Origin of the sequence: Rhizobium sp. Root1203 (assembly GCF_001424945.1) — a bacterium.
In the GTDB taxonomy this organism is placed as follows: Bacteria; Pseudomonadota; Alphaproteobacteria; order Rhizobiales; family Rhizobiaceae; genus Rhizobium.
Map to the genome: position 1 here is coordinate 1 of NZ_LMCW01000036.1, position 21,628 is coordinate 21,628.

Consider the following 21,628-nt stretch of genomic DNA (forward strand, 5'->3'; position numbering starts at 1 on the left):
TCTCGCTCGGGCCTGACACCGGAGCCGCGCGGCTCGGCCTCCATTCAGCGAAATTGCCCAACCCACGACCAGTGCCACCGAATCTGCCCCACTTACCCCCCGGAGCCGCGCGGCTCGGCCTCTCCCCGGCACGCGTAATACATTGAATTACCCCACGCTTTGCACGTAATAAAAGCAAACGGCGAGTTTATTTCCGCTGCTTAGACGTTAACTATGCTGTGTTTCCGAAAATGACGGCCGGAAGATATCTTTACCTGACGACTCTCGCGGGATTCGAGAGGCTTCTATCATCATCGCAACCTGTTAACGGCCTTGAGAGCTCGTTTTTGGGGGAGCGTGCCGCGGCCGACGCTTTCTCGCATGATCCGCCGATATCATAAAAGCTCGTCCTGGAAGTCGATTGAACTTTCTCCCACCGCGGACAATGACGCAGAGCTGGGCGATAGTGACACCAGACAATCTCAACCAGATGGCTCAGTACAACAAAACGCTCGTTGTAGGCCGGGAGCGGATCAATCAAGCCTTGGTGCCGACTCTAGCCGATCTTCCTGCGCGAGCTGCCGCAATTTGCACGAACGAGAGACATCAACATAGGTCCAATAGCGAACTCGCCTTTCTCCGCTCGTCTGGAAAGGTCACGCAAATACCCTCCGGCCGAGTTGATTAGCCCTCCCCTCTCCAGGATGCAGGCGATAACGGTTGCAGCGTTCTCGGGGCCCATAAGACTGCAAGCCTCCTGGTATGCAGACGGACTGACGCCCAACATCGAGCGAACGACCACAGACGCCACCATCAGGTCACGCCAACTGTTAATAACACCGCCCGGGCCATACGGTGCAATCTCCGGGCAAGCCTGGAGGACAAGCGCCAGTGGGAAGGACTTTTGCCGCAAATCGCTGTTATTGCCAAAGCGGGAGGCTTTCATAGTTGTCGCTGGTAGCGGAGGTTCTGGCGCAGGTTCTTCACCCTTGCTTGGGTCAAAAACGGGTTCAGATTCATAAATGGATTCTGGATGTGAATTCTGTATGTGCCGCTCATTCTGGGACTCATTGGTGCCCATTTTTTGGTCTTTAATGTTCTTTTTCAGCTGGTTGACGATCTCATGGCGAAGAAGTTGCATGTTATCCAGAATCGGCGAAAGGTTTTCGACTGTTGCCGCCCGCGGTACCCCATCAACCAAGATACGGAACCTGGCATAGATTGTTTCCCAGTCGCCTGGGAGGCCGGCGTCGGTTGCTGTCTCAATCAACTTCGCCACATCCCGTCGGCAGAGAGTTAGGCGTTCCTTTGTCACCCGCAAAAGTTCCCTGTCTGCGATTGCCTGGGCTGCCAGAGCCTCGATTTCGGTCAAGCGTGCCAAGAGAGGCGCAAGACTGAACCCGAATGCCTCATCCACCTCCCCTGCCCTGTCACGGCGTACATAGCGTTTGCCATTCGGACTGTCTTTACGGAGAACCAGTCCCGCATCGACGAGAACGGCCAGATGCCGCCTGAGTGTCGCAGCAGCCATTCCTCGTGCACGCAGTGAAAGCTGCGCGTTGGACGGGAAAACCACCAGGCCTCGCTCCTCAGCGAGCTCGTCACTCGGATAAAAGGTCAACAGCGCATCGAGCACCGTCAAGGCGCGATCGGTCACACCCAGCGACCGGCGCGCTTCGCATATCGCCCTGAAGAGCTTCCACTTGTTTTTCGTTGTTCCCGGCTCGATCGTCTCGGCAAGCTGCTGATTTGCGAGCATGCCAAGCGACATCGGCCGCCGCCCGAAGGGCGTCGTTACACATCCACTGTCCATTTGCCTTCACCGCAGTTAGGCAAAAGAAATCAACTCACCAAAATCGGTGCCAAGACTCTTGACTGTGATTCGTGGAAATGCGATTCTCGATCTTGCTAGAAATACGAGGAAGGCTTCCACGACTTGGTCGTTTGGGGGCCTTTTTCTTTTGCGGTCTACTCTCCTTGTTGAACGTTGCGGCTTCGATAAGCATTGTAGAGATCCGTCAGGTTCTCGGAGAGATAATCTCCAAAGCCAACGGCGTCTTTTGCCTTCAAAGCAAGTGTATAGGTGCGCCCGTCGCTCCTCAGGTCAGCGGCGACAGATTTATCGTCAGAAGCCCATTTGCTCGCGCGGATCTGTTTCGGCGTGATCGTTCGGCCCGACGCCTTGATATGGCTCAACAGCGCGTTGAAACGGTCATCACCGGCCAGTGATTGAAAGGCCTCCCCGTCAATGAAGGCTATCGCCTTTTCAAGGTTCGACGGCCGTTCCAATAGGGTTTTGAGCTCGTACCAACGATCACGCCCGATGCCCTTGGCGGCGCCGATCGTGTTGAGAACTTCATTTGGCATGCTCGCTACTGCAAGCATCTTCGACAGGGTTGCCTTATCTACCGACAGCGCCGACAGGACGATCGCGTTGTCGCCATCGAATTGAAGCCGTGCGATCTCGCGGGCAAACATCGCCTTCTCAAAGAAGGAGAGATTTGCTCGTGCCGAGTTCTCTTGTCCTTGAGCTACAAGATGGTCGCTGTCCTTGAGGTCTTTGACGACAGCGCGGACCTTTCGTTTCAGGACATCTGCCGCCCGCAGTCTGCGGTGGCCGAAGACGACCATGTACCGTCCGCTGGATTTCGGATGCGGGCGTACGAGGATGGGACTATCCTGTCCTCGCTCGCTGATAGCATTCAGGAGTTCGGCAAACTCCTGCTCGTCATCCTCCAGGCGATCGCGAATAAAGGACCCGTCTATTAGATTCGGCTCTAGCTCGACGACTGTCTCACCCTCGAGCAACCTGTCCGCCCTTGCCGCCATCTCGTCGATAGAACTCAAAATCGACTTTGAAGCGCCCTTCATCGAATAATCAAGCGCAGCACGGCTGTTGCCTGCCGGTGCATCGCTCATCACGCTCATAAACGGATTTTTTCGTGCCATTTCGCTATCCTCGAACCGTAGACATCGCTTTGGTTTGATTGGGCAATTTGTCGGTTTTGACGGCAGTCAACATCGTCACAACCTGCCCCATGCCCTGTGAATCAAGGCCTGTATCTCGAAATTGACTGCATCCATACAATCAATCGCGCGATCGTAGGTCTCCCGCGTAAAATTCGAGCGGTCCAGCTCATAAAGCGTGCGTTTCGTCAGCCCTGCATCGGAGATTGCAGTCGTCTTGACCATCTGCGCCTTTAGAATTTCTTCGGCCAGCATCGATTGCATGAAGCCAAGCATTTGCACCTGCGGCACATCAGTTGGTTCAAAGCGCGTGATCAAGTAGCGCAGCCAATCCATACGCACATTTGCGCCGGCCTTCTTGATCGTCTTGGTAATGTTGCCGAGCATTAGCAGGAACTGCGACATCGACATCAGGTCAAGCATCTGCGGATGAACGGTGATCAACACGGACGTCGCTGCGGTAAGTGCCGTCAAGGTGAGATAACCAAGCTGGGGCGGGCAGTCGACCACCACGACGTCGTATCGGCTATCCACATCCTCAAGCGCCTTACCAAGCCGGGTAAAGAATCTCTTTCCCTCGGTTCCGGACTGCATCGCCAGTGGCGTGTCGTACTCGTATTCCTGGAGTTCCAGGTTTGCCGGTATGATGTCGAGGCCGGGAAAATTGGTTGGCAGAATAATCTCGGCGATGGGCTTGCGCTCGTCATCATAGCGGATGGCATCATAAAGCGATGGATTTTGATCGAGCTCCGGCTGAAAACCGTGCAGGGCCGACAGCGACGCCTGGGGATCGAGGTCGATCGCCAGAACACGATGCCCGGTCAATGCCAGATGCTGAGCGAGATGAGCGGCCGTAGTTGTCTTCCCAGATCCACCCTTGAAATTCACAACGGCAATGATCTGGAGTTTGTCACCGGCTTTGCGATGCGGGACATATCGCTTCGCTTCGGTCTTGCCCGTCTTGTCGAGAAACAAGCGTAACTCCAGCATCTGCTCCGCGGTGTAGTACTTGCGATTTCCCGACATCGTTGTCGGAATAGGTCCCTTGCCGTCGAGATACAGGCGCTTCAGGTTGCTTGGTGAGACCCCAAGGTAGTGGGCGACCTCTGCGACGGAGAACGGGCGAAGCGTTTTGCGTGCGTTCGGGGGAAAGTTCTCCATCCGCAACTGATCGAGCTTGCGCGAAATCTCCGCACCCTGCATCAGGATCTTGTCGTCAAATTCAAATGACGGTAGCGAGCTGAACGCGTTCATTGTGCCTCTGGCCATTATGTCGATAAAATCACCGAAATAGGTGAAATGCCGTCATTATCCCCGATTCTCTTATTCTGACAAGGAAAATAGAATTAACAAAAGGTTAACGGGCTATTGTCGTCCACAGGAGGGCGATTCTCTGTTCGAGGGAAGATGCTTTCTAGTGTTTTGCACATCTCATGTTGACTGCCGTCAAAACATCGATTTTCTGCAATAAACGCAATGACTTGAGAAAAACGTCCCACGCGGAGGAAGCAAAACTGCGAGGAAGGAGAGTGTTTCGACGTCATCGAAGCGTCGTACTGAGACTGGGGTCCTGCGAGAAGCTTGGGGCGCGACTCACCCGGAAACGGCTCGCCGGGAAGGAGCCCACGCTAACTGGGGTAGAGAAGTCTAGCCCAAGCGAGGCGCTGCATCGGAAGAGGTGTAGCCCAATTCTGTGCGACAGCGCGGACCGCCTCGATATCGTCGCCGCGGCCCGACGAGCTTCAATGGCCGCCCACGGAAACGCGCCAGCGCCGAATGGTCGAGGTTGTCAGAAATCCGAGCTCACCATCGCACTTCTCGGATTGACGCGTCTCGCATGACTTTTTGAGGAGGTCGATGGAAGCCGAGCCGAGCAGCAAGAACTGGCCGGTGTGCCGTCCGGCCCGGCGGTGGCGAACGATCAAGCCATGAAGCACTTGGAACAAATCCGGCAGGCGGTGAACCTCATCGAGGATGACCAGCGTTTCGTCATGACTTGCAAGACAGAGTTCCGGTTCCGACAACTTGGCCCGATCTGCCTTCGATTCCAGATCGCGATAGGTTGAAGGGCGGGTTTGCCGATATCGATGGCAAGCGTCGTCTTGCCTGCCTGACGAGGGCCGAGTAGGGCATCAGCAGCATTGTCGTCAACAAGAGCCTGGAGTTTGGCTTCAACTCTGCCTTCAATCATCCTTGCATTTATCGGTCATTATTCCAGAATTGCGTGGATGTTTTGACTCATGTGATAAGTCGGGCTGCCCTACCGGTACGCCGTGTGGCGTTGTTGTAGTAGTTGGAGGCCTGCTGAACGGATCGGTGCCGCGACTGTTCCATGGCCTCGGGGAGGGGAATGCCCCGAGTGGCAGCCTCAGTCAGATAACCGGAGCGCAACCCGTGCGCCGAAAACTCCCCGGGCTCAAGCCCAGCGAGGCTAGCCCGATGTTTGACGATATCATTGACCGACTTCGGATCGAGCGGTCGGCGCGACACATTTCCCCAGCGATCGATGGCGCGGAAGACGCTGCCCTTGTCGATCCTGGCCGCGCCCAGCCAGGTATTGAGGGCGTCGACCGGCCGACCGGTGAGATAGACGATCTCGTCGTCGTCGGCACCCGAGGTCTTGGTCCGACCGAGATGGATCGCGAGTGACGGCAGGGAAACGCCGCTTTCAACGGCCACTGGTGGCTCGACCGTGAGCTGCTCTTTGCGCAGGACGGCAATTTCGCTACGGCGCCGGCCGCCGGAGGCGAAGGCGACCATCAGGATCGCGCGATCTCGAATATCGCGCAAGCTGTCGCTCCCGCACGTTGCCAGCAGCTTGGCCAGCACATCACCGGTAATTGCCTTTGCGCTCTTGCGACGGCGAGGCCGCATAGTGGCTCTGACAGCGAGACGGATCGCTGATTTGAGGGCAGGAGAGGAGAAGGCGCCGGCCAGGCCACGCCATTTCGTCAGCGTCGACCAACTGGCAAGACGCCGACGCACCGTGTCGGGCGCATGCGGGCCGGTGGACCGCAGAAAACCTTGGGTGCGGAGCTGCCCGTCGACGGCGTCGGGCATGCCGTGCTTCGGATCGGTTTCCCGCTGTTGCGGGTCCCACAGATGCTGGGCGACGAATTTCAGCAACATCGCTTCCGGCGCCGGCCAGGGCAGGGGACTGCGTGTGGCGGCAAGCGACCAGGCCTGCAGATAGGCAAGGTCGGAGGCCAGGGCCCGCAGTGTGTTGGCACCCATGCCTTCGTTGACCAGATGCCGCAGGGTTTCGATGTCCTGGTCGGTCAGCAGTTCGGCGAGTTCGTCGCGCCGGTCGATCGGCAGCACGGCGGCGATGGTGTCGAGTTCATGGGCACGGCGTTCGACTGCACTCATTTTGGTAAACCGTGCTCGTCATAGAAATGACCGTGATCGGACGTGGTGCCATCCGGCACGCTTTCCCGACCTTCGGCTGCAAGCTTCAGAAACGCATCCATCGATGCTTCCACTTTTGTGATATAGGTTAAAGCCGCACCCGGGCTGCCGTTGCGGCAGATCAAGATCTCATCACCGCGTGATGCCAGCTCAATCATCTCCTCGAACCGCTCGGCGGCCTCGCCCACATCGATCAAAATACGCATTCTCGTTTCCCTAACTTATGAGACCGCTGCAAACAGGAGAGGCCGCGGTCCAGATAACTGTAGTATGAGACTGTCGACGTCCCGACAGGTCGCAACGCGGATTGTAAAACTTCCGTAAAATCCGCATACGCCGCAAGAAAAGAGTTTTGACATGACCTCCACAGTGACGGCCGCCGCAGTTTCGAAAAATTTCGGCGCCTATCAGGACGCCGCCGTTCGCGATCCGGTGATCATCACCAAGAACGGCCGACCGCGCACGGTACTGATCGCCTATGAGGATTACCTGCGGCTGACAAAACGCGACCGGCGCGTCGAACTGACTGCGGCGCTCAGTGACGATGAACTGGCCGAGATCGAGGCATCGAGCATGGATCAGGGCCGCGATCATTTCAATTCCGAGCTGTTGACGGGCAAGCATGCTGCCGACTGAACCGAAGGTTGGCTGGGTATTTCGCTATTCCTATCTCTGGCACTGGCACCACCTCGAGGGCAGGGACGAGCGGATCGCCCGGCGGTGGTGTTGGCGATCGTCGCCATCTCGACGCCGACAGGCCGACGGTGCGCGTGCTGCCGATAACCCATAGCCAGCCCAGCCATGCCGACGATGCCATCGAGATTCCGTCGGCGACCAAACGGCGACTGGGGCTCGACGACGAGCGGTCGTGGCTTGTGCTCACCGAAAGCAACCGCTTTGTGCCGGGACCGGATGTTCGTCCTCACGAAAGCGACACGGGCTATTTTGGCCCTCTGCCGCCGGCATTCTTCAATGAAGTGAAACGGCGGTTTGTCGAACTGGCGCGAGCGCAGCGGCATTTGGCGACAGCCAGGAGCGAATAGCAGCACGGAGCGATCCTCGAAAACTGGGCCTATCGGCCCGACGGCAATGATTTTGCTGCGATTCTCGCTGATCTGCGACTCGAAATCAATGACTTCCGATAAGGGATACTTATCGATGGTTATAATGCTAACCGGCAATCATACGATGTGGCGAACCACAATATTTAAATAGAGTTCCTTTAAGGAATCATTTACCATGATTTCAATGGCTTACGATATCGCCAACATCAGTATGACTGCCCTGATGCGGCCGGCTTTCGACGCCGGTGTCGCGCTCACGCGTCTCGACGAGCGCGTGGCCCGCTCGCCGGTCGGGCAGGGCTGGATCGAGCGCACCCACTTCACCGACGCCTGCGCCTCGCTGTGGATCGACGGCGAACTCGTGCATCTCGAAGACCTCGTCCTCCATGACGACACCCGCGATATTCGCACACCCACCCACGAGCTGACGATCGCCCGCGACGTTCTGCGCAGCCGCCGGCGCATTGCCGCCCATCTTCCCGGCTGGGCGTTATCGGCAGAGGGTATCCGAACTTTGCGACAGACGTCGGACATCACTCCTTTCAGCGCTGACGCGGTGGAGCCGGCTGGCGTCATCCGGCCCGCGGTCGTGGCAGAAGTTCCGGAAGGGGAGGCGGATGACGCCGACCACGTGGAAAATCTACCCGGCGTCGACTATGCCGCCATTGATGCGGTGTTGGCCCGATCGGAGGCTGCGATCGAGAACGCAACACGTCCCGGCCGCGCCAGCGCGGCAGACAGAGACGCACTGGTCTATGATCTTGACTGGGACGAGGATGCCCGGCTGGAGGAATGGCGCGGCGTGATGCGCCAGGCGGAAAACCTGCCGGCGGTGCTGCAGGCGATCGTCGCGCTCGATGCCTGGAACGAACTTTCCGTCCTGCAGCATGCGCCCTGGCTCGGTCGGCTATTTGCCGCCTCCATCCTGCGCCAGGCCGGCATCACCACCGGCCCCCACCTCGCCGCCATTAATCTCGGACTCAAAACCATCCCCGTCGATCGCCGCCGGCATCGCGATCGCGAGACACGGCTGGTTTCGATTGCCCACGGGCTGATAGCGGCCGCCGAAATCGGTCTGAAAGAGCATGACCGCCTAGCACTGGCGAGAACGATGATGAACCGAAAACTGGAGGGGCGCCGCACCTCGTCGAAATTGCCGGAGCTGGTCGATCTGGTGATGGCAAAACCGCTGGTGTCGGCAAAAATGGTGGCGAAAACGCTCGAGGTGACGCCGCAGGCGGCGCGGCGGATTGTTTTGGAGCTCGGCTTGAGGGAGATGACCGGGAGGGGGAGGTTTCGGGCGTGGGGCGTGTTGTAAACAAAAGTGTGGTGATCAAGCGAAAGATCAAAGCAATGTCACGATCTCTCGCCAAGCTGCCTCTCCCAGCCTAGCATCTGCCTCATCGCTTCCACCATGGGCATGAAGGGTTGATCGCGATGTGTGCTCCCCGGGCAGCAAAATCCTGTGCCCCGCCTCGCTGTCGATTATAAAGGATACCGGCATGCAATATTCCTTCCGGCGACGGGACAACTGCTCGGCAAACACGTCCGACGGCCAGAGCGCGTCATCCCCACCTGCAACAACGATGATATCTGCCGCTGTTTTCTCTATCGGAATTTGCGCTCGTTGAACCGCTTCGGGATTGGCGTTGAGACTCTGAGTAAAGAAACGTCGATAAGAAATGAGCCCATCCCGGTTGCCGCGCTCCCAGGCAGAGGCGGCCGGAACGAAATCGAGGGGCACGCCTTTCAAAGACCACGACGACCGTTCGGGCCAGGCCACTCCATCTTTGCCAGGACCGATGTTGCCCCACACGACGGACGTCGGGCTAATCGCAATCACCGCGCTTACACGCTGGTCATTAACTGCTGCAAGCAATGCTGCCTCAGCTCCTTTCGATGTGCCCACGAAAATTATCCGCTGGCACCCTCTGGAAATGAGATAGTCGGTAGCGCTGAAAAACGTCTCCAACGGGATCTCGCAGATGCCCGGGGACTGTCCGGGCGCCCCAAACCAGCGCAGCGCAAGCGCGTTTGCGCCGGCCTTCGCAAAGAGCGCGGCCCTGTCGACATCGACCCTGCCGCTGGAGCCGCTCAAGACAATGACGCCCGTCTCCCCGCCATGCCTTGCCGCAATGAATGCCCCATTCAGCTGGCCATCGATCTGCTCGATTTCAGGCATGGACATAGAACGGTCTCTCTTGCTGTTTCCTCATTGGACTTCGCAACTTTTCAAACGGACTCAAAAAGTTCCGGCTGCAGTTTCCCAGCCTTCAGGAGGTATTGAAGGGTATACGACACCGAGAGCGCGTCATCCAGCGCATCATGACTTTGCAAGGGTGGATGCTCGACGTTGTAGTAGTCTGCAAGCTTGTTGCTTGGCGTCTTGGCCAGATCTTCGACCGGCATTCCGGCGGCAAGCAGAAGTTTGACGGCATTGTCAAAGCGATGAGCCGGGATTGGCGCCTCAATGCCAGCGATATAGCAGCTGATTGCCATCATGTTCAGTTCGTCTTTGCCCCATGACCAGAACCTCGTGCCGCCCGAGAAGCTGTCGAGGCTGGACAATGCATCCTGCAACATCACGCCTTGCGTTTCGACAACCGCGTCGGTGATGCCGGTCAGGTCCGTGAAATAGGGATCAAGCGCATATTGATTTCCGAACCGGTCGATCGGCCGGACATAGGCCTTGTACATGTCAAGAATAGGAAATTCATCTTCTAACCCAAGTTTTACAGCGCCGATCTGAGCAATGACCGGGTCCGGATCGTGGGCTGCACACCAAAACCGGCGTTGCGACCCCTCAATGCAAAGAAATTCACAGTCAAACATGATTGCAGTTTTCAAAGGCATGCTCCATTTTGAAGTGGCGCGTTTCAACGTCGGAATACATCATTCGATCATTTTGTGCAGCTGTACACTGTTGAAATCACCAGCTTCGAAGTCAAAACGCGCAAAACCGAATTTCTGATAGAAACCAACGGCATCCGGGGCGGAATGCACGAGAAGTTCTCTGGCTCCGAGTGAAAGCGCCAAGTGCTCGACGTGCCGCAGAAGTGCCGCTCCGTGGCCGCGCCTCTGGACGTCACTTGCGATCGCCACAAGACGCACGATCGCCCTTCCACCGGACCTTTGATCAAGACGAACTGTCCCAATCGGCTCACCGTCCAGCTTGAAGATCAAAGACAGATTTTGCTCTTTGATCTCTTCCGGCCCCTCGGGAATGTAGTCGGAGCGGCCTCTGGCCTCGAACAGCACCGTCCGCCGTATCCTGTGATAAGCGGATTGGTCGCCGGCGTTTTCAATCAAAACCAGATCGTACCTCCCAATCGGCGGTAATCGATGGAGCATCTCTCCGCTGCCAAGGTCGAGGCGCGCCCGTGCAAGCGCGACGTCGATCCAGAAGAACCGGAACAAGATAGGCGCGCCACCACCCGACGGCTTGGTCTCGAAATGGGTCCAGGTCTCAGGGAGATCGTCTTCAAGCGGCAAATGAAAGTAGGTGCGGTGGAGATCATGATGCCCTCCGTTTCGCTCGAAGGTGCGATGGCTGTCGCCCAGGAGCCGGAAACCCGTTCGGCCCAACAACCCGGTTTCCTCGCCAAATTCTCGACGGGCGGCATCAACTACTTGTTCCCCTGGTTCGACCGTGCCTCCAGGCACTTGTATGGGGACTTCAGGAAAATTAGGCTCATCGAACACCAAAAGGCCGCGGGATGTGGTGCCGTAAATCAAGGCCTTCTCCATCAAAACGTTTCCTCCAAGCGGTCTGGCTTAATTGGCCCAAATTCAAATTTTGATGACATTCGCAATAGCTGTGTCATCTCCCGATGGGAGCTGAGCACCGCCACCGGGACATCCGGATCATGCCTGTCGATGGATTGAATGAAGATCGGCGCGTATTTCCTCTCGAAACTCCAGATATAGGAGAGGAACTCCCGGTCCGGCAGCCGTTCAGGACAACCTGGCGCCATTGCTGGTCGCACCGAACCGTAGAAGCGGGCAACTCGTCTCGCCAATCCAAATAAGGCAACGCGCCGGGGGACACGGACCCACAGAACCAGATCAGTTCGCGGTAGTCTCAGATCGAAAGATGATGCGCCACTGCCATCCATGATCCATCGGCTCCGCTGCGTCAGTTCAGCGATGAGAGCCCTTTGTTCCTCACGGGCACGCTCTCTCCATCCGGGCAGCCACCTGACATCGCGATCGAGTGACTGAAACTCCAGCCCGAACGTAGTCGCAATGCTCTGGGACAGGGTCGTCTTCCCGCCTCCGGAGCAGCCGATTACGAGAACTCGATTGGCTCTCGCCAGTGTCGACGCCGCTTCGGTTAAAGCCACGTATCGAGGCATTGCAACGTCTCCATCTCGTTCAGGGCTTTGGGGAAGCCGCCTTGATCAAAAGGTGCCGAACCGGCTCACGCCTTACAAATTCGGCCTCTACATGCCTCAGCACATTACGTTGTCCTGCGAATGGCACCATTCCCACGGCGGTTTCGAATGACACCCATCGAAATTCGCTGTGCTCGTGATTGATGATGACGGTCGCATCGGCATCCACAAAGCCGACAAAAACCGGGAAGATGCTGATGGCATTACGATCGGCTTAGTAGAAGTGCTCACAGATGTCTGCGGAATAAAGACTCTCGCAGGTGAGATTTGTCTCCTCGTTGACTTCGCGAAGCGCTGCTTCTCATGCTTTTTCGCCCTCCTCGATCGCGCCAGCGATCTGGCACCATTCGCCAACCAGCGTATGGTTCCGCCGAAGAAGAAGCACTTCGCATCCGGTGGGTCTACGTAGAATGACGATTGATAAGCGCCGAGCATCGGATCGGAATTTCAGTGATAGGCGCCCTTTCTGATCGGTATGCGTCAAACTATGTCTTCTGGAATAAAGCCGCCCGTCTGGCGCTGCCAAAGGCGTGCGAACAATCCGTCCCCTTCGATCAGTCGCTCCGGGCTGCCTTCCTCGACGATGCGGCCGTGGTCGAGGACGACGATCCGCTCCATGCTCGATATAGTCGACAGGCGATGGGCGATTGCGATCACTGTCTTTCCCTCCATGACGAGATTGAGCCGCTCCTGGATGGCGGCTTCGGACTCGCTGTCGAGCGCCGAGGTTGCTTCGTCCAAGACTAGAATTGGCGCATCCTTCAACATGACGCGAGCGATGGCGACGCGCTGACGCTGGCCGCCTGACAGCTTGATGCCGCGGTCGCCGACGAAAGCGTCATAGCCAGTGCGGCCTTCACTGTCGACGAGGTCGGCGATGAAGGTGTCGGCCGCAGCCATTTTCGCGACAGTCTCGATCTCTTCTCGTGTCGCTTCGGGTCGACCGTAGCGGATGTTATCGCCAACCGACCGGTGCAGCAGCGCGACATCCTGGGCGATGACGCCGATGGCGCGGCGCAGGCTCGACTGGGTGACGGAGCGAATATCCTGGCCGTCGATCAGGATCGCACCGTCCTTGATGTCGTAGAAGCGCAGCAGCAAGTTGGAGAGGGTGGTCTTGCCCGCGCCCGAGAGGCCGACGAGGCCAACCTTCTCGCCCGGGCGGATGGTCAGCGAGAGATCGTCGATGACCGGCTTACCGGTCTTGTAGGAAAAGCGTACTTTCTCGAAGCGAATCTCGCCGCCCGTTGCTACGAGTTCCGTCGCGTCCGGTCGGTCGATGATGGTGGGCGGGGTGGTCATGACGGGCATGGCGTCCTTGATCGTGCCGATTGCCTGGAAGATCTGCTGCCCCATCTGCAGGAACGTAAAGATCTGCGTCGACAGCCGGTTCAAGACATAGACGGCGCCAACGAATTCGCCGACCGTCAGGAAGCCCTTGACGAGGCCGGAAAACCCGATCGTCATCATGCTCAGCCACAGGAGCGTATTTAGGACCACGACGGTTAGCTCGGAGCTGCGATAGAGGCGCTGCTCGGTCTGCTGCGTCTTGACCGACTTGCCGATGACATTGCGGATGGCGCCGGCTTCGCTGTCTTCGGCGGCAAACTGCTTGATCATCTGCATGTTGGTGTAGAGATCTGTGATGGCGCCCGCAACCAGGCTGCGCTGCTTTGCGGTGCGGCGTGAGCGCTCGACGAAGGTCGGCACGATCCCGATGGTGAATGCGACATTCAACGCGATCCAGATGATGACAGGCAAGGCGAGCTGCCAGGAAAGCGCGCTGAGCAGGATCACTGAACCTACCAGCTGCACCGCGAAGCGCGGGATGGACTGGAAGGCCGCGATGATTTGCTGCTGGACTGCGGCCGCAACCTGCTGCAACCGTGAGGAAACCTGACCGGCGAAGAGATCGTGGAAAAAAGCAAGATCCTGCCGCTCTACCGCCTTGTGACCTTGCCATTGGATGGCGGCGGGCATTCCGATGCCGAGCGTGTGTGAGGTCAGCGTGTTCAGCACGAAGGACACGATCGGCATGACGGGGAAGATCAGCAGGCCGAGGATGGTGAGCAGCGGCCACTCGTTCAGCAAGAAGGCGGCCGCACCTTGCTGCGTCACGCCATCGACGATAACCGAGAGGCCCCAGACGATGAGCAGGTTGATCGCCTCGAACAGCATGGATGAAAGCGCCAGCGCGATCAGCACGCCACGGAACATTGAGATGAAATGCAGGAGAACGCTGATTGGCCCCTTCGATGGCAGCAGCCGGTAAGGGATATCAAGCGGCTGGATCAATCTTTCGAACGGGCGGTAAATCGTATCTGAAATCGACATGGGTGCTCGAACTCCAAATGAAAAGCGAGGAGATCCTCGTGAACGGTGCTTGGCGGCCACGGCCAGGGTCGAAAGCGCCTCAACACCGCTCGTACGTGAAAGCGTTCGGATAAGTGGGCAGGATTAAGGGAGAGGCATCTCGAGCGAGGTCTGCAACCGATGGAGAGACGCAAAACATCATCTCGATTGCGATCACCGTGAGGGTAAGCTCTTGCGCTGGTTCCGGAGGCACCTCGCTTGAGCCATGGGTTGCCTAACTTGATAGCCTCCTACGTTTCGGTGATTGCCATGCGAAAATGTCGCTCATCAGCTTGATGTCGGCAAGGGTTTCGTGGCCGCGGACACGCCGGTCAAGAGACCTCCATCAGCATCACCCCAAGTGAGTGGTCTGCTGACCTCCTCATGACTGTCATCCCATCGCGCATCACTGCCGATAATTCCGCTCTTAAGGTTCCCCCGGCTACCGTCGCGCGATTGCAATCGATCGCGGCCGAACGTAGACGGAGGGTTTGACTGAGAGCATGTCAGGGGCCGCGTATTGGTTGATCCCGGCAGCGATGGTGAAACTGTTGAGCACGCCGTGTGTGAAGACTGAAGGGATAGCCTAGGTGTAGAAATATCTAGCCAGCTAATTACTCTGGATGGGGGTCTCTTAAGGCCATGAGCGCAAGTTACATGCCTGATAATGCAACATTATCGGACACTTCAGTTGCCTGACGTCCCGCAGCAAGCACTCATTAAGCCCTTGCCTCCGCGTTCAACGCAATCTATATTCCGTTCAACACAGGAGGTTCTTATGGCTGCGCAAACACGGACGGCTGTAGACAGCGAAGCAATGATCGCTTCCACCCGCAATAAGCTTGTGCTGGAACAAGCGAAAGCCGCCGGTCTGCTTGGCGCCGCGAAGAATACCCGGGTTTCGGGGCGCGTTCCCTCCGAATTGATCGAGGCGGCCAAGAAGCGCGCCCATGTCACTTCTGACACGGAGCTGTTGGAACTGGCGCTGTCGCGGCTGGCCCTAGAAGACGACTTTGGCGTCCGTCTGGTCGCACGCAAGGGCAGCATCCCGTCGGACATTGATCTTGGGGTTTGATCTTCCCGAAGCTCTCCGATCGTTAAAGCCTCAAAAACACGCCGGAACGTTGGAACGCAGGCGCGACGGCGATCTCCCATGGGTTGCTGACGAGCCCGCGATTGGGGGGGCGCTGTTTCTGGATACCAGCGTCTACCTGGACGTGCTGCAGGGGCGATCGCCCGTGGAAGTGGACACGCTGCTCACATATCGCCTCTGCCACCATTCGGTGGTGTGTCTGTCCGAGCTGACCCACGCTTTTGGTCGGCTCGACCCAAAACATGCTTCCACGAAAACGGTGCTCGAAACGGTCGCAGCGACGATAGAGGACATTCCAGACCATCGGCTCCACGCGCCAGACGCGGCCATCTGGGGTCAGGCCGGCATGTTGGCGGGTCTTCTATTTCGGCTGAGTAATCTGCCGAAAGGGGAGGGGCACGAGCGTCGCTTCATCAATGACGCCCTCGTGTTCCTGCAGGCGCGTCAGCTGGGCGCCAGCGTACTGACTGGCAACGTCCGCGATTTTGATTTCCTAACCCAGATCGTGCCAACCGGCCGGATCGTTCTTTATCGAAATTTACCGGGACAGCGATCGTCATGAACGACCAGGCCGCTCCTCCCCTCGACTTTCTCCACGAACTCGAACAACTGGCCCAGGTGCCTGAAACAGATATCAATCACCTGCAGAACTTGCCGGCCTTTCTGCAATTTGTGGAGCTGTGCCAAACCCGATATCCACACGTCAGACCCGGCTCGATGTTACGATTTTCGCTTGCCTCGGCATTGCGGCAGCTCGGCTTGGCCTGCCTCGTCGGTGGCCAGGGTTCTAAGTTGGCAGCGACTGCGGCCGAGATACTGGATGGTCTCGACAAGGCCATCCGGAGCACCGCATCGAGGCGGATGCACCTGTGCCCGCTCGATCTGGCATCGCGCCTTCCGGCGATCTCGTTTGGCCCAAACCAAGTGCGGCGGTTTTCTGCGGCCGAGCTTGAGCAGCTCTTCAACGTTAGTATCCTTCAACGCGTGAACGAAAACTGGTCGCTCGATAGTGGACGTTTCTCCCAGTTCAACTGGCTCGTCGTCAGCGAGGAGGTTCGGCACGACGACATGGGGCCGGAGGGCAGAAGACTGCCCGGTCTGTTCGTGGATCTCAGTCAGGATTTTGGAAGGATTGAACCCTACAAGACAGGCCTTCCACCGGCGGTCGAAGCTGCCCTTTTCGGCCTTCTCACGATCCCATGGGAAAACATCGCCGACCTTATGGAGACGGAGTGGCGAGGATTTGTATTGCCTTGGGTTTACACCGTCGATTCCGATGTCTTTGCTCGGCGGCTTCCCCCACCGACCCCTGATAGCCTGACTTGGGAGCCAGCAGGGTATGTTGATAACAATGGCGAACACCATGAGTACGAAAGGCCGCTCCTCTATCCGCTGGATGAAGGTAGCGATCATGAAATCACCTGGCTGAACGATAGTGCTTGGGATGACATTGTATCCGCACGCAAAGCGTCCTTGTTCGCGCGGCCTATAGCGCACTTTTTCATTAGGGGCTTCCAGGCGGACGGAATCGACGAGTTCCTCGCTCATATTTCGACCATTGAAGCAGCTTTGGGCTCACCCATAGATCATGATACCAAAAAACGTCCCCGGCTTGGCGGGGTGAAACAGGGCGCGACCCACCGTGTGTGCCTTCGAATTTCCGGGCTGTTGGGCGACGCCGCGACCGGTACGGCCTATGGAGACCTCTTCAAGCTCAGAAGTGACTTTCTCCATGGCAAGCCGATGGGAGACATCTCCGGTCGGGACAAGCGCGCGGCCAGAGAGATCGCTCGAAAAGTGGTGTGTGCATTGATCGGTTCTGCCGTTTCGACGCCAAGTGTCGAACGCGAACAATTTCTGGCCGGTCTGTTGGGCAGTGGGGCAAGCATAGACGCGCAGAAAAACAGTGTGTCCAGGTCGAGGGAAGGCGCCAATGGTCGTTAATATATTGCTTCCAAGCCGAAAAGGCGTGCAGTCGTTTCCGACGAAGTTCGCACTCCAGCAGGACCACTGGAACGATTATTCATTCAAGACTCAGTATCACCTCTACCATCAAGAGGAAGGGCAACCTCCGACGCTTTTAGGGCCGGTAAAGATATTGCGACGCGGCCAGTCCGAGCAAGACGACATCCAGATCACAGAATCTTTCGAACGGCTATCGCCCGAATTTGGATCGGTTGGTGGCTCCCTGGACTACTACCAGCGGCTCAACGAGATTCCGTCGACCGATCGCGATGAGATACTGTCCATCCTCAATGACGTCGTCGCCAACCCCCAGCTCGAACAGGCGTTCAACCAGGAAAAGGGTTGGCGCATATCTCTCTTTCGAGACAACATCGATCCCGATGGCTTTCTTGCCGACGCCGGCGCTATCCACTCGCGCAGCGCAAACGAGCTTCCAGACTTGCACTTCTCATTCAAATTCCATCCCGGCGGGTGGTCGTCTCCCGTCCAACTCTATTTCGACGCCCCTGGTCCCATTTTCTATTCCGGCCCCAAACGCAAGCTCGGACCCAGCCAGCGCGAGGTCTTGTTGCCGCGACGCGTTATGGTGCTCATCGGGCGGAACGGATCGGGCAAAAGCACACTGCTCGCGCGAATTGCTCGCGTCGCTTTTGCTTCCCCGTCCGACAGGGCTTGGCCTCAGTTGATGTCGGTTGGCGTGTTTGATCCACCTTCGGTTGGGTTTATGCGCATTATCGCCGTCTCCTACAGTGCTTTTGAAAACTTTTCCGTCCCCGGTCTCTACGAGACTGAACTGGAGCAGATTGCAGCAGATATCGAGAAGGGGGGAGGGCGGTACGTCTATGCCGGTCTGCGCGACGTCGTTGCCGAAGTGCGCGAACAATTGGCGACAGCAAGGTCCCGGCCTCGGGCGGATAACGAGAGAGCAACGGTCGACGCCGTCGATCGCAGACCCACCACAAAGCTGAAATCGCTCGAGCAACTGGCGGACGAGTTCGTTCGTCTGGTCGGGCAGATCACTGCCAATGGAGATGGCGCGCTGTTCGAAGCTGCCCTGCAGCCAGTGCTGGCAGACGCCTCATTCGTCGATGTGGCGAGTTCCGATTGGCAGGTGCTGATCGGCGCTGATCCCCGATCGAGCTTCCTGAGCTGGAGTACCGGACACAAGATTACGCTTCATGCAATCGCCTCGCTGGTCGCTCACACGACGAGGAAGTCGCTGGTGCTGTTCGATGAGCCGGAGACGCATCTGCATCCACCCCTCATTGCAGGGGTCCTGCACGCGCTGCGATTGGTCCTTGAGGAGAAAAATGCGTTTGCAATCGTCGCAACGCATTCGCCGGTAATCCTGCAGGAGACCCTGTCCCAACATGTGCGCGTCATTCGCCGAGTTGGAGATCAGTTCGACGTCATGGTGCCGTCCAGGCAGACTTTCGGAGAGAACGTCGGCACGCTGACCCACGACACTTTCGGCTTGACCGCATCCACGACGGATTTCCACGGGGTTCTCGACATTCTCGTGCAGGCTCACACCAGCGTCGAGCAGGTGAATGAGCACTTCACGCCCCCGTTAAGCGGTCAAGCGCTTGCCTATGTTCTCTCGGGTCTTGCACGAAAGTCACTCCAATGAGGTCACTGGCATGTCCTTCTCGCGACGAGGCGCGAGACTACCTCGCGGACGCGGTCGAACCCTATACTCATGCGGGCTTGTCAAAGGGTTACGCGGCGACCGGAGCCGAACTCGACAGCGTCGTTGCGCTCTACGACGCCTACGATGCCGGGTTTGGCGCGCCGGCAGAACCGCTCAAGGGGGCGGGTCTGACCGTCGAGCTCCGCAACGCAATCCACAATGGTTATGAATTTACGCAAGCCGGGAGGAAGTTGGCCGCTATTCGAGCCAACCTCATGGCAGGTGTCGAACTTTGCCCAGTTTGCGGCATCGCTCCGCCGCGCGAATTGGACCATCATCTGCCCCGGTCAACTTACCACGCTCTTGCCGTGTATCCTCGAAATTTGGTGCCGCTCTGCCACGACTGCAATCATTCCAAAAGCAAATCGGTTGCCGATGATCCAGCCGAACGCTTTTTCCATCCGTATCTTGAGGAACTTCCCAATGTTCCATTTCTGCGGGCAACCATCATCATTCACGAGGGTGGTCTCGTCGCAGATTACGACATCGATCCGAACGCGGCCATCGACGCCGTCGTGAGAGCACGTCTCGCCTATGTGATTGAACGACTGAAACTCAATGAGCGCTATGCCAGAGAGATCAACATTTATCTGACAAGCCAGGTTACGGCGATCAGAATGTCATTCGCATGGGCCGGCCCAAACGGAGTTCGGGACTATCTGCTTGCCCAGGCGGACGTGGAAAGCGCGAGGTTCCATCTCAACCACTGGCAGCCGGTGCTTCTGCGCTCTCTGGCAGAAAATGTGGATTTCTGTGATGGCGCCTTTGCCGATGTATTGCCCGCATAATTGGGTGGCCCGGGGGATCATCACCAAGGCAAGGGTTTCGGCGAGACGCATAGGCATAGGGAGTGGCTCCTATAGCGTCTTCCTTCGGAAGCGGGCTTCGGCGAAGCTGAAGCCCCATGCGGGTCTTCACCCGCAAGGGCATATCCGGCGCTAAAGCTCTAGACTTCGCAAGGCGGACATCTAGCAGGTACGGTGAGAGGTAAGCGCCAAGACGCATAGCTGCACAGCAAAGCCACTTTGACTGTCATCTGGTTTCGGTGGCCTGGCCGAAGCCGAAATCGAGGATGGAATGCAAAATGGTTACATCGGCATCTAAATCTGCCTGCGTTCTCGGATGATCTGAGGCCAGCGATTGTTTTCCATCCAAACCCACCGAGACGGATCGATATCTTCGGGTCTCTGGGAAAGTCCTAAGGGCGGAACTCAGATCTGGCTCCCAAGTCGATGGGTTTGACATAGCGTAACCCAGCATACCGGCCAGTTGCGGGTTTCACAAAGTCGCGGACAGACATTTCAGTAAGTCGCGGACACCGATTTCACTAAGTACGGGACAGTGATTTCACAAAGTCGCGGACAGGCACAGCGACAGATTTTGATCGATTTTCGTGTGCGCCGATCTGGCACTTTGCCCTCGTGGTTTGAGCGAGGACAAGATGCCCAGGCGGAAGCAAGCGAGACATACTGACGTGAAGGATATCCGATCGATCCTGCGGCTTACGTTCGAGCAGGGATTATCGATACGTGCCGTTTCCGAGCGGCTGAAGATCAGCAAGACGTCGGTTTCGACGTATGTGCTGCGGGCAAAGGAAGCCGGGCTTGCGGTCTGGCCGTTACCTCCGGGCCTGGACGAGGACGACGTTCTTGAGCATCGACTATTCCGGCGAATGGGACGGCCTCCACGCGATACCGTCGAGCCGAATTGGCCGAAGATGGCCAGCGAACTGAAGCGCAAGGGCGTCACGCTCCATTTGCTGTGGCAGGAATACCGGGAAGCTCACCCGGACGGCTATGGCTATACATGGTTTTGCGGCCGGTTTGCCGATCACGAAAGCCGCGCTAGGCCCACCTACCGCAGCCGTCACGTTGCTGGTGTCGCGATGGAATGCGACTATGCCGGCCATACGATCCCGATCATCGATCCATCTACCGGCGAGATCCGCTCGGCACAAATCTATGTGGCGGTGCTGAGCGCATCGCAACTGACGTTCGCCTATGCCAGCTTCAGCCAAAAGCTACCCGACTGGATCGAGGCCAACCAGCGGGCCTTTAGTTACTTCGGAGGCGAGACGAAGACGACGATCTGCGACAACCTCAAGTCTGCGGTTGCCAAGGCTCTTTGGTTCGAGCCGACATTGAATGCGACGTTTGACGCTTTCGCTGAGCACTACGACACGACGGTGGTTCCGGCACGCCCGCGACATCCTCGGGATAAACCGTCCGCCGAAGGGACGGTTTTAATCGTTGAGAGATGGGTCCTGGCCAGGCTCCGAAACGAACGGTTCTTCAGCCTTGTCGATCTCAATATCCGCATCAGCGCTTTGATCGAAGACCTCAACACGGGAGCGGGAAAAACGTGGGGGTAAGAATCTTCGGATAGTCGAGAGCTTTTTGGAAAGGGCACTCGTTGTCAGCGCAATTGAAGATGAACATCTGGGTCGAGCTTGTTGGCGTCCGGGTTGACCCAGTTTCAGGCCGCCCAGGCCGGCCAGCAGGATCGTAAATGCAAAGACTGTGATGGCCTCCGGAGAGTTCATGATTATAGATCCCGTACGATCGACTCGCTCCTYGGCGCTTGTTGTGTGCGCGTGCCACGGTGGCGCAGTTGTGCATGCGGAAAGGCGCAAGATTCGCGCACATCCAGCCTCGATACATTACTGAATGGAAGAGCAACACCAGAATTGGAGCGAATTCAGGCGGAACTGGGCTCT

The 21,628-nt window shown here is 57.5% G+C and carries 18 protein-coding genes and 4 pseudogenes; 10 read left to right on the plus strand and 12 right to left on the minus strand.

All coding sequences use genetic code 11. The annotated features are described in order from the left end of the window. Nucleotides 1-535: 535 nt before the first annotated feature. The 6 genes from repC to ASC97_RS25655 all read right to left on the minus strand — a co-directional run bounded on the left by repC (nucleotide 536) and on the right by ASC97_RS25655 (nucleotide 6,560). Nucleotides 536-1,792 (minus strand): plasmid replication protein RepC, encoded by a 1,257-nt coding sequence (repC, locus tag ASC97_RS25630; RefSeq protein ID WP_057471166.1) that lies wholly within the window; start codon nucleotides 1,790-1,792, stop codon nucleotides 536-538. A gap of 155 nt (nucleotides 1,793-1,947) precedes the next feature. Further along, nucleotides 1,948-2,928 carry a plasmid partitioning protein RepB gene (gene repB / locus ASC97_RS25635; protein ID WP_057471167.1) on the minus strand — a complete coding sequence of 327 codons (981 nt, stop codon included), beginning with the start codon at nucleotides 2,926-2,928 and terminating at the stop codon, nucleotides 1,948-1,950. Between the two features lie 75 nt (nucleotides 2,929-3,003). Continuing rightward, nucleotides 3,004-4,200 carry a plasmid partitioning protein RepA gene (repA, locus tag ASC97_RS25640; protein ID WP_057471168.1) on the minus strand — a complete coding sequence of 399 codons (1,197 nt, stop codon included), beginning with the start codon at nucleotides 4,198-4,200 and terminating at the stop codon, nucleotides 3,004-3,006. A gap of 488 nt (nucleotides 4,201-4,688) precedes the next feature. Then, complete coding sequence (locus ASC97_RS35740; RefSeq protein WP_057471169.1) at nucleotides 4,689-4,970, minus strand: AAA family ATPase; 282 nt, start codon at nucleotides 4,968-4,970, stop codon at nucleotides 4,689-4,691. A gap of 214 nt (nucleotides 4,971-5,184) precedes the next feature. Beyond that, the gene (locus tag ASC97_RS25650; protein ID WP_057471170.1) at nucleotides 5,185-6,315 is read right to left on the minus strand and encodes a site-specific integrase; all 1,131 of its coding nucleotides are present in this window, start codon (nucleotides 6,313-6,315) and stop codon (nucleotides 5,185-5,187) included. After that, nucleotides 6,312-6,560, minus strand: coding sequence for a hypothetical protein (locus tag ASC97_RS25655; RefSeq protein WP_057471171.1), 249 nt, complete (start codon nucleotides 6,558-6,560; stop codon nucleotides 6,312-6,314). The genes ASC97_RS25650 and ASC97_RS25655 overlap by 4 nt, the downstream gene beginning before the upstream one ends. Nucleotides 6,561-6,711: 151 nt before the next feature. Here ASC97_RS25655 and ASC97_RS25660 point away from each other — a divergent pair, with 151 nt between their 5' ends. From ASC97_RS25660 to ASC97_RS25670, 3 genes and pseudogenes are all read left to right on the plus strand, one after another. Continuing rightward, on the plus strand, nucleotides 6,712-6,990 hold the full coding sequence (locus ASC97_RS25660) for a type II toxin-antitoxin system Phd/YefM family antitoxin (RefSeq protein ID WP_057471172.1): 279 nt from the start codon (nucleotides 6,712-6,714) through the stop codon (nucleotides 6,988-6,990). Next, nucleotides 6,977-7,397 (plus strand): annotated as a pseudogene (locus tag ASC97_RS25665) (plasmid maintenance toxin (PemK-like)). Before ASC97_RS25660 ends, ASC97_RS25665 begins: the two are co-directional and overlap by 14 nt. Nucleotides 7,398-7,593: 196 nt before the next feature. Next, nucleotides 7,594-8,736, plus strand: coding sequence for an RHE_PE00001 family protein (locus ASC97_RS25670; protein WP_057471173.1), 1,143 nt, complete (start codon nucleotides 7,594-7,596; stop codon nucleotides 8,734-8,736). A 27-nt stretch (nucleotides 8,737-8,763) separates the two neighbouring features. Here ASC97_RS25670 and ASC97_RS25675 read toward each other — a convergent pair whose 3' ends face one another. The 6 genes and pseudogenes from ASC97_RS25675 to ASC97_RS25700 form a co-directional block, all read right to left on the minus strand. Further along, the gene (locus tag ASC97_RS25675; protein WP_057471174.1) at nucleotides 8,764-9,606 is read right to left on the minus strand and encodes an acyl-CoA thioester hydrolase/BAAT C-terminal domain-containing protein; all 843 of its coding nucleotides are present in this window, start codon (nucleotides 9,604-9,606) and stop codon (nucleotides 8,764-8,766) included. Between the two features lie 44 nt (nucleotides 9,607-9,650). Continuing rightward, complete coding sequence (locus ASC97_RS25680; protein WP_057471175.1) at nucleotides 9,651-10,265, minus strand: 3'-5' exonuclease; 615 nt, start codon at nucleotides 10,263-10,265, stop codon at nucleotides 9,651-9,653. Nucleotides 10,266-10,310: 45 nt separating this feature from the next. Continuing rightward, on the minus strand, nucleotides 10,311-11,165 hold the full coding sequence (locus ASC97_RS36405) for a GNAT family N-acetyltransferase (protein ID WP_082530162.1): 855 nt from the start codon (nucleotides 11,163-11,165) through the stop codon (nucleotides 10,311-10,313). Further along, complete coding sequence (locus ASC97_RS35750) at nucleotides 11,165-11,773, minus strand: AAA family ATPase (protein ID WP_057471176.1); 609 nt, start codon at nucleotides 11,771-11,773, stop codon at nucleotides 11,165-11,167. Before ASC97_RS35750 ends, ASC97_RS36405 begins: the two co-directional genes overlap by 1 nt. A gap of 19 nt (nucleotides 11,774-11,792) precedes the next feature. Continuing rightward, nucleotides 11,793-12,267, minus strand: a pseudogene (locus ASC97_RS36410) (NUDIX domain-containing protein). Between the two features lie 25 nt (nucleotides 12,268-12,292). Beyond that, complete coding sequence (locus tag ASC97_RS25700) at nucleotides 12,293-14,146, minus strand: ABC transporter ATP-binding protein (RefSeq protein ID WP_057471178.1); 1,854 nt, start codon at nucleotides 14,144-14,146, stop codon at nucleotides 12,293-12,295. 796 nt (nucleotides 14,147-14,942) lie between these two features. Here ASC97_RS25700 and ASC97_RS25705 point away from each other — a divergent pair. The 7 genes and pseudogenes from ASC97_RS25705 to ASC97_RS35755 form a co-directional block, all read left to right on the plus strand. Beyond that, nucleotides 14,943-15,239, plus strand: coding sequence for a hypothetical protein (locus ASC97_RS25705; protein WP_057471179.1), 297 nt, complete (start codon nucleotides 14,943-14,945; stop codon nucleotides 15,237-15,239). Beyond that, nucleotides 15,229-15,819, plus strand: coding sequence for a type II toxin-antitoxin system VapC family toxin (locus ASC97_RS25710; protein WP_057471180.1), 591 nt, complete (start codon nucleotides 15,229-15,231; stop codon nucleotides 15,817-15,819). Before ASC97_RS25705 ends, ASC97_RS25710 begins: the two co-directional genes overlap by 11 nt. Further along, nucleotides 15,816-17,201, plus strand: coding sequence for a hypothetical protein (locus tag ASC97_RS25715; protein ID WP_057471181.1), 1,386 nt, complete (start codon nucleotides 15,816-15,818; stop codon nucleotides 17,199-17,201). The genes ASC97_RS25710 and ASC97_RS25715 overlap by 4 nt, the downstream gene beginning before the upstream one ends. Continuing rightward, complete coding sequence (locus tag ASC97_RS25720; RefSeq protein ID WP_057471182.1) at nucleotides 17,191-18,852, plus strand: AAA family ATPase; 1,662 nt, start codon at nucleotides 17,191-17,193, stop codon at nucleotides 18,850-18,852. Before ASC97_RS25715 ends, ASC97_RS25720 begins: the two co-directional genes overlap by 11 nt. Before the next feature lie 275 nt (nucleotides 18,853-19,127). Then, nucleotides 19,128-19,700 carry an HNH endonuclease gene (locus ASC97_RS25725; protein WP_156390466.1) on the plus strand — a complete coding sequence of 191 codons (573 nt, stop codon included), beginning with the start codon at nucleotides 19,128-19,130 and terminating at the stop codon, nucleotides 19,698-19,700. 653 nt (nucleotides 19,701-20,353) lie between these two features. Then, nucleotides 20,354-21,256 (plus strand): annotated as a pseudogene (gene istA, locus ASC97_RS25730) (IS21 family transposase); the annotation flags it as partial. A 108-nt stretch (nucleotides 21,257-21,364) separates the two neighbouring features. Further along, nucleotides 21,365-21,628: pseudogene (locus ASC97_RS35755) on the plus strand (ISKra4 family transposase); the annotation flags it as partial.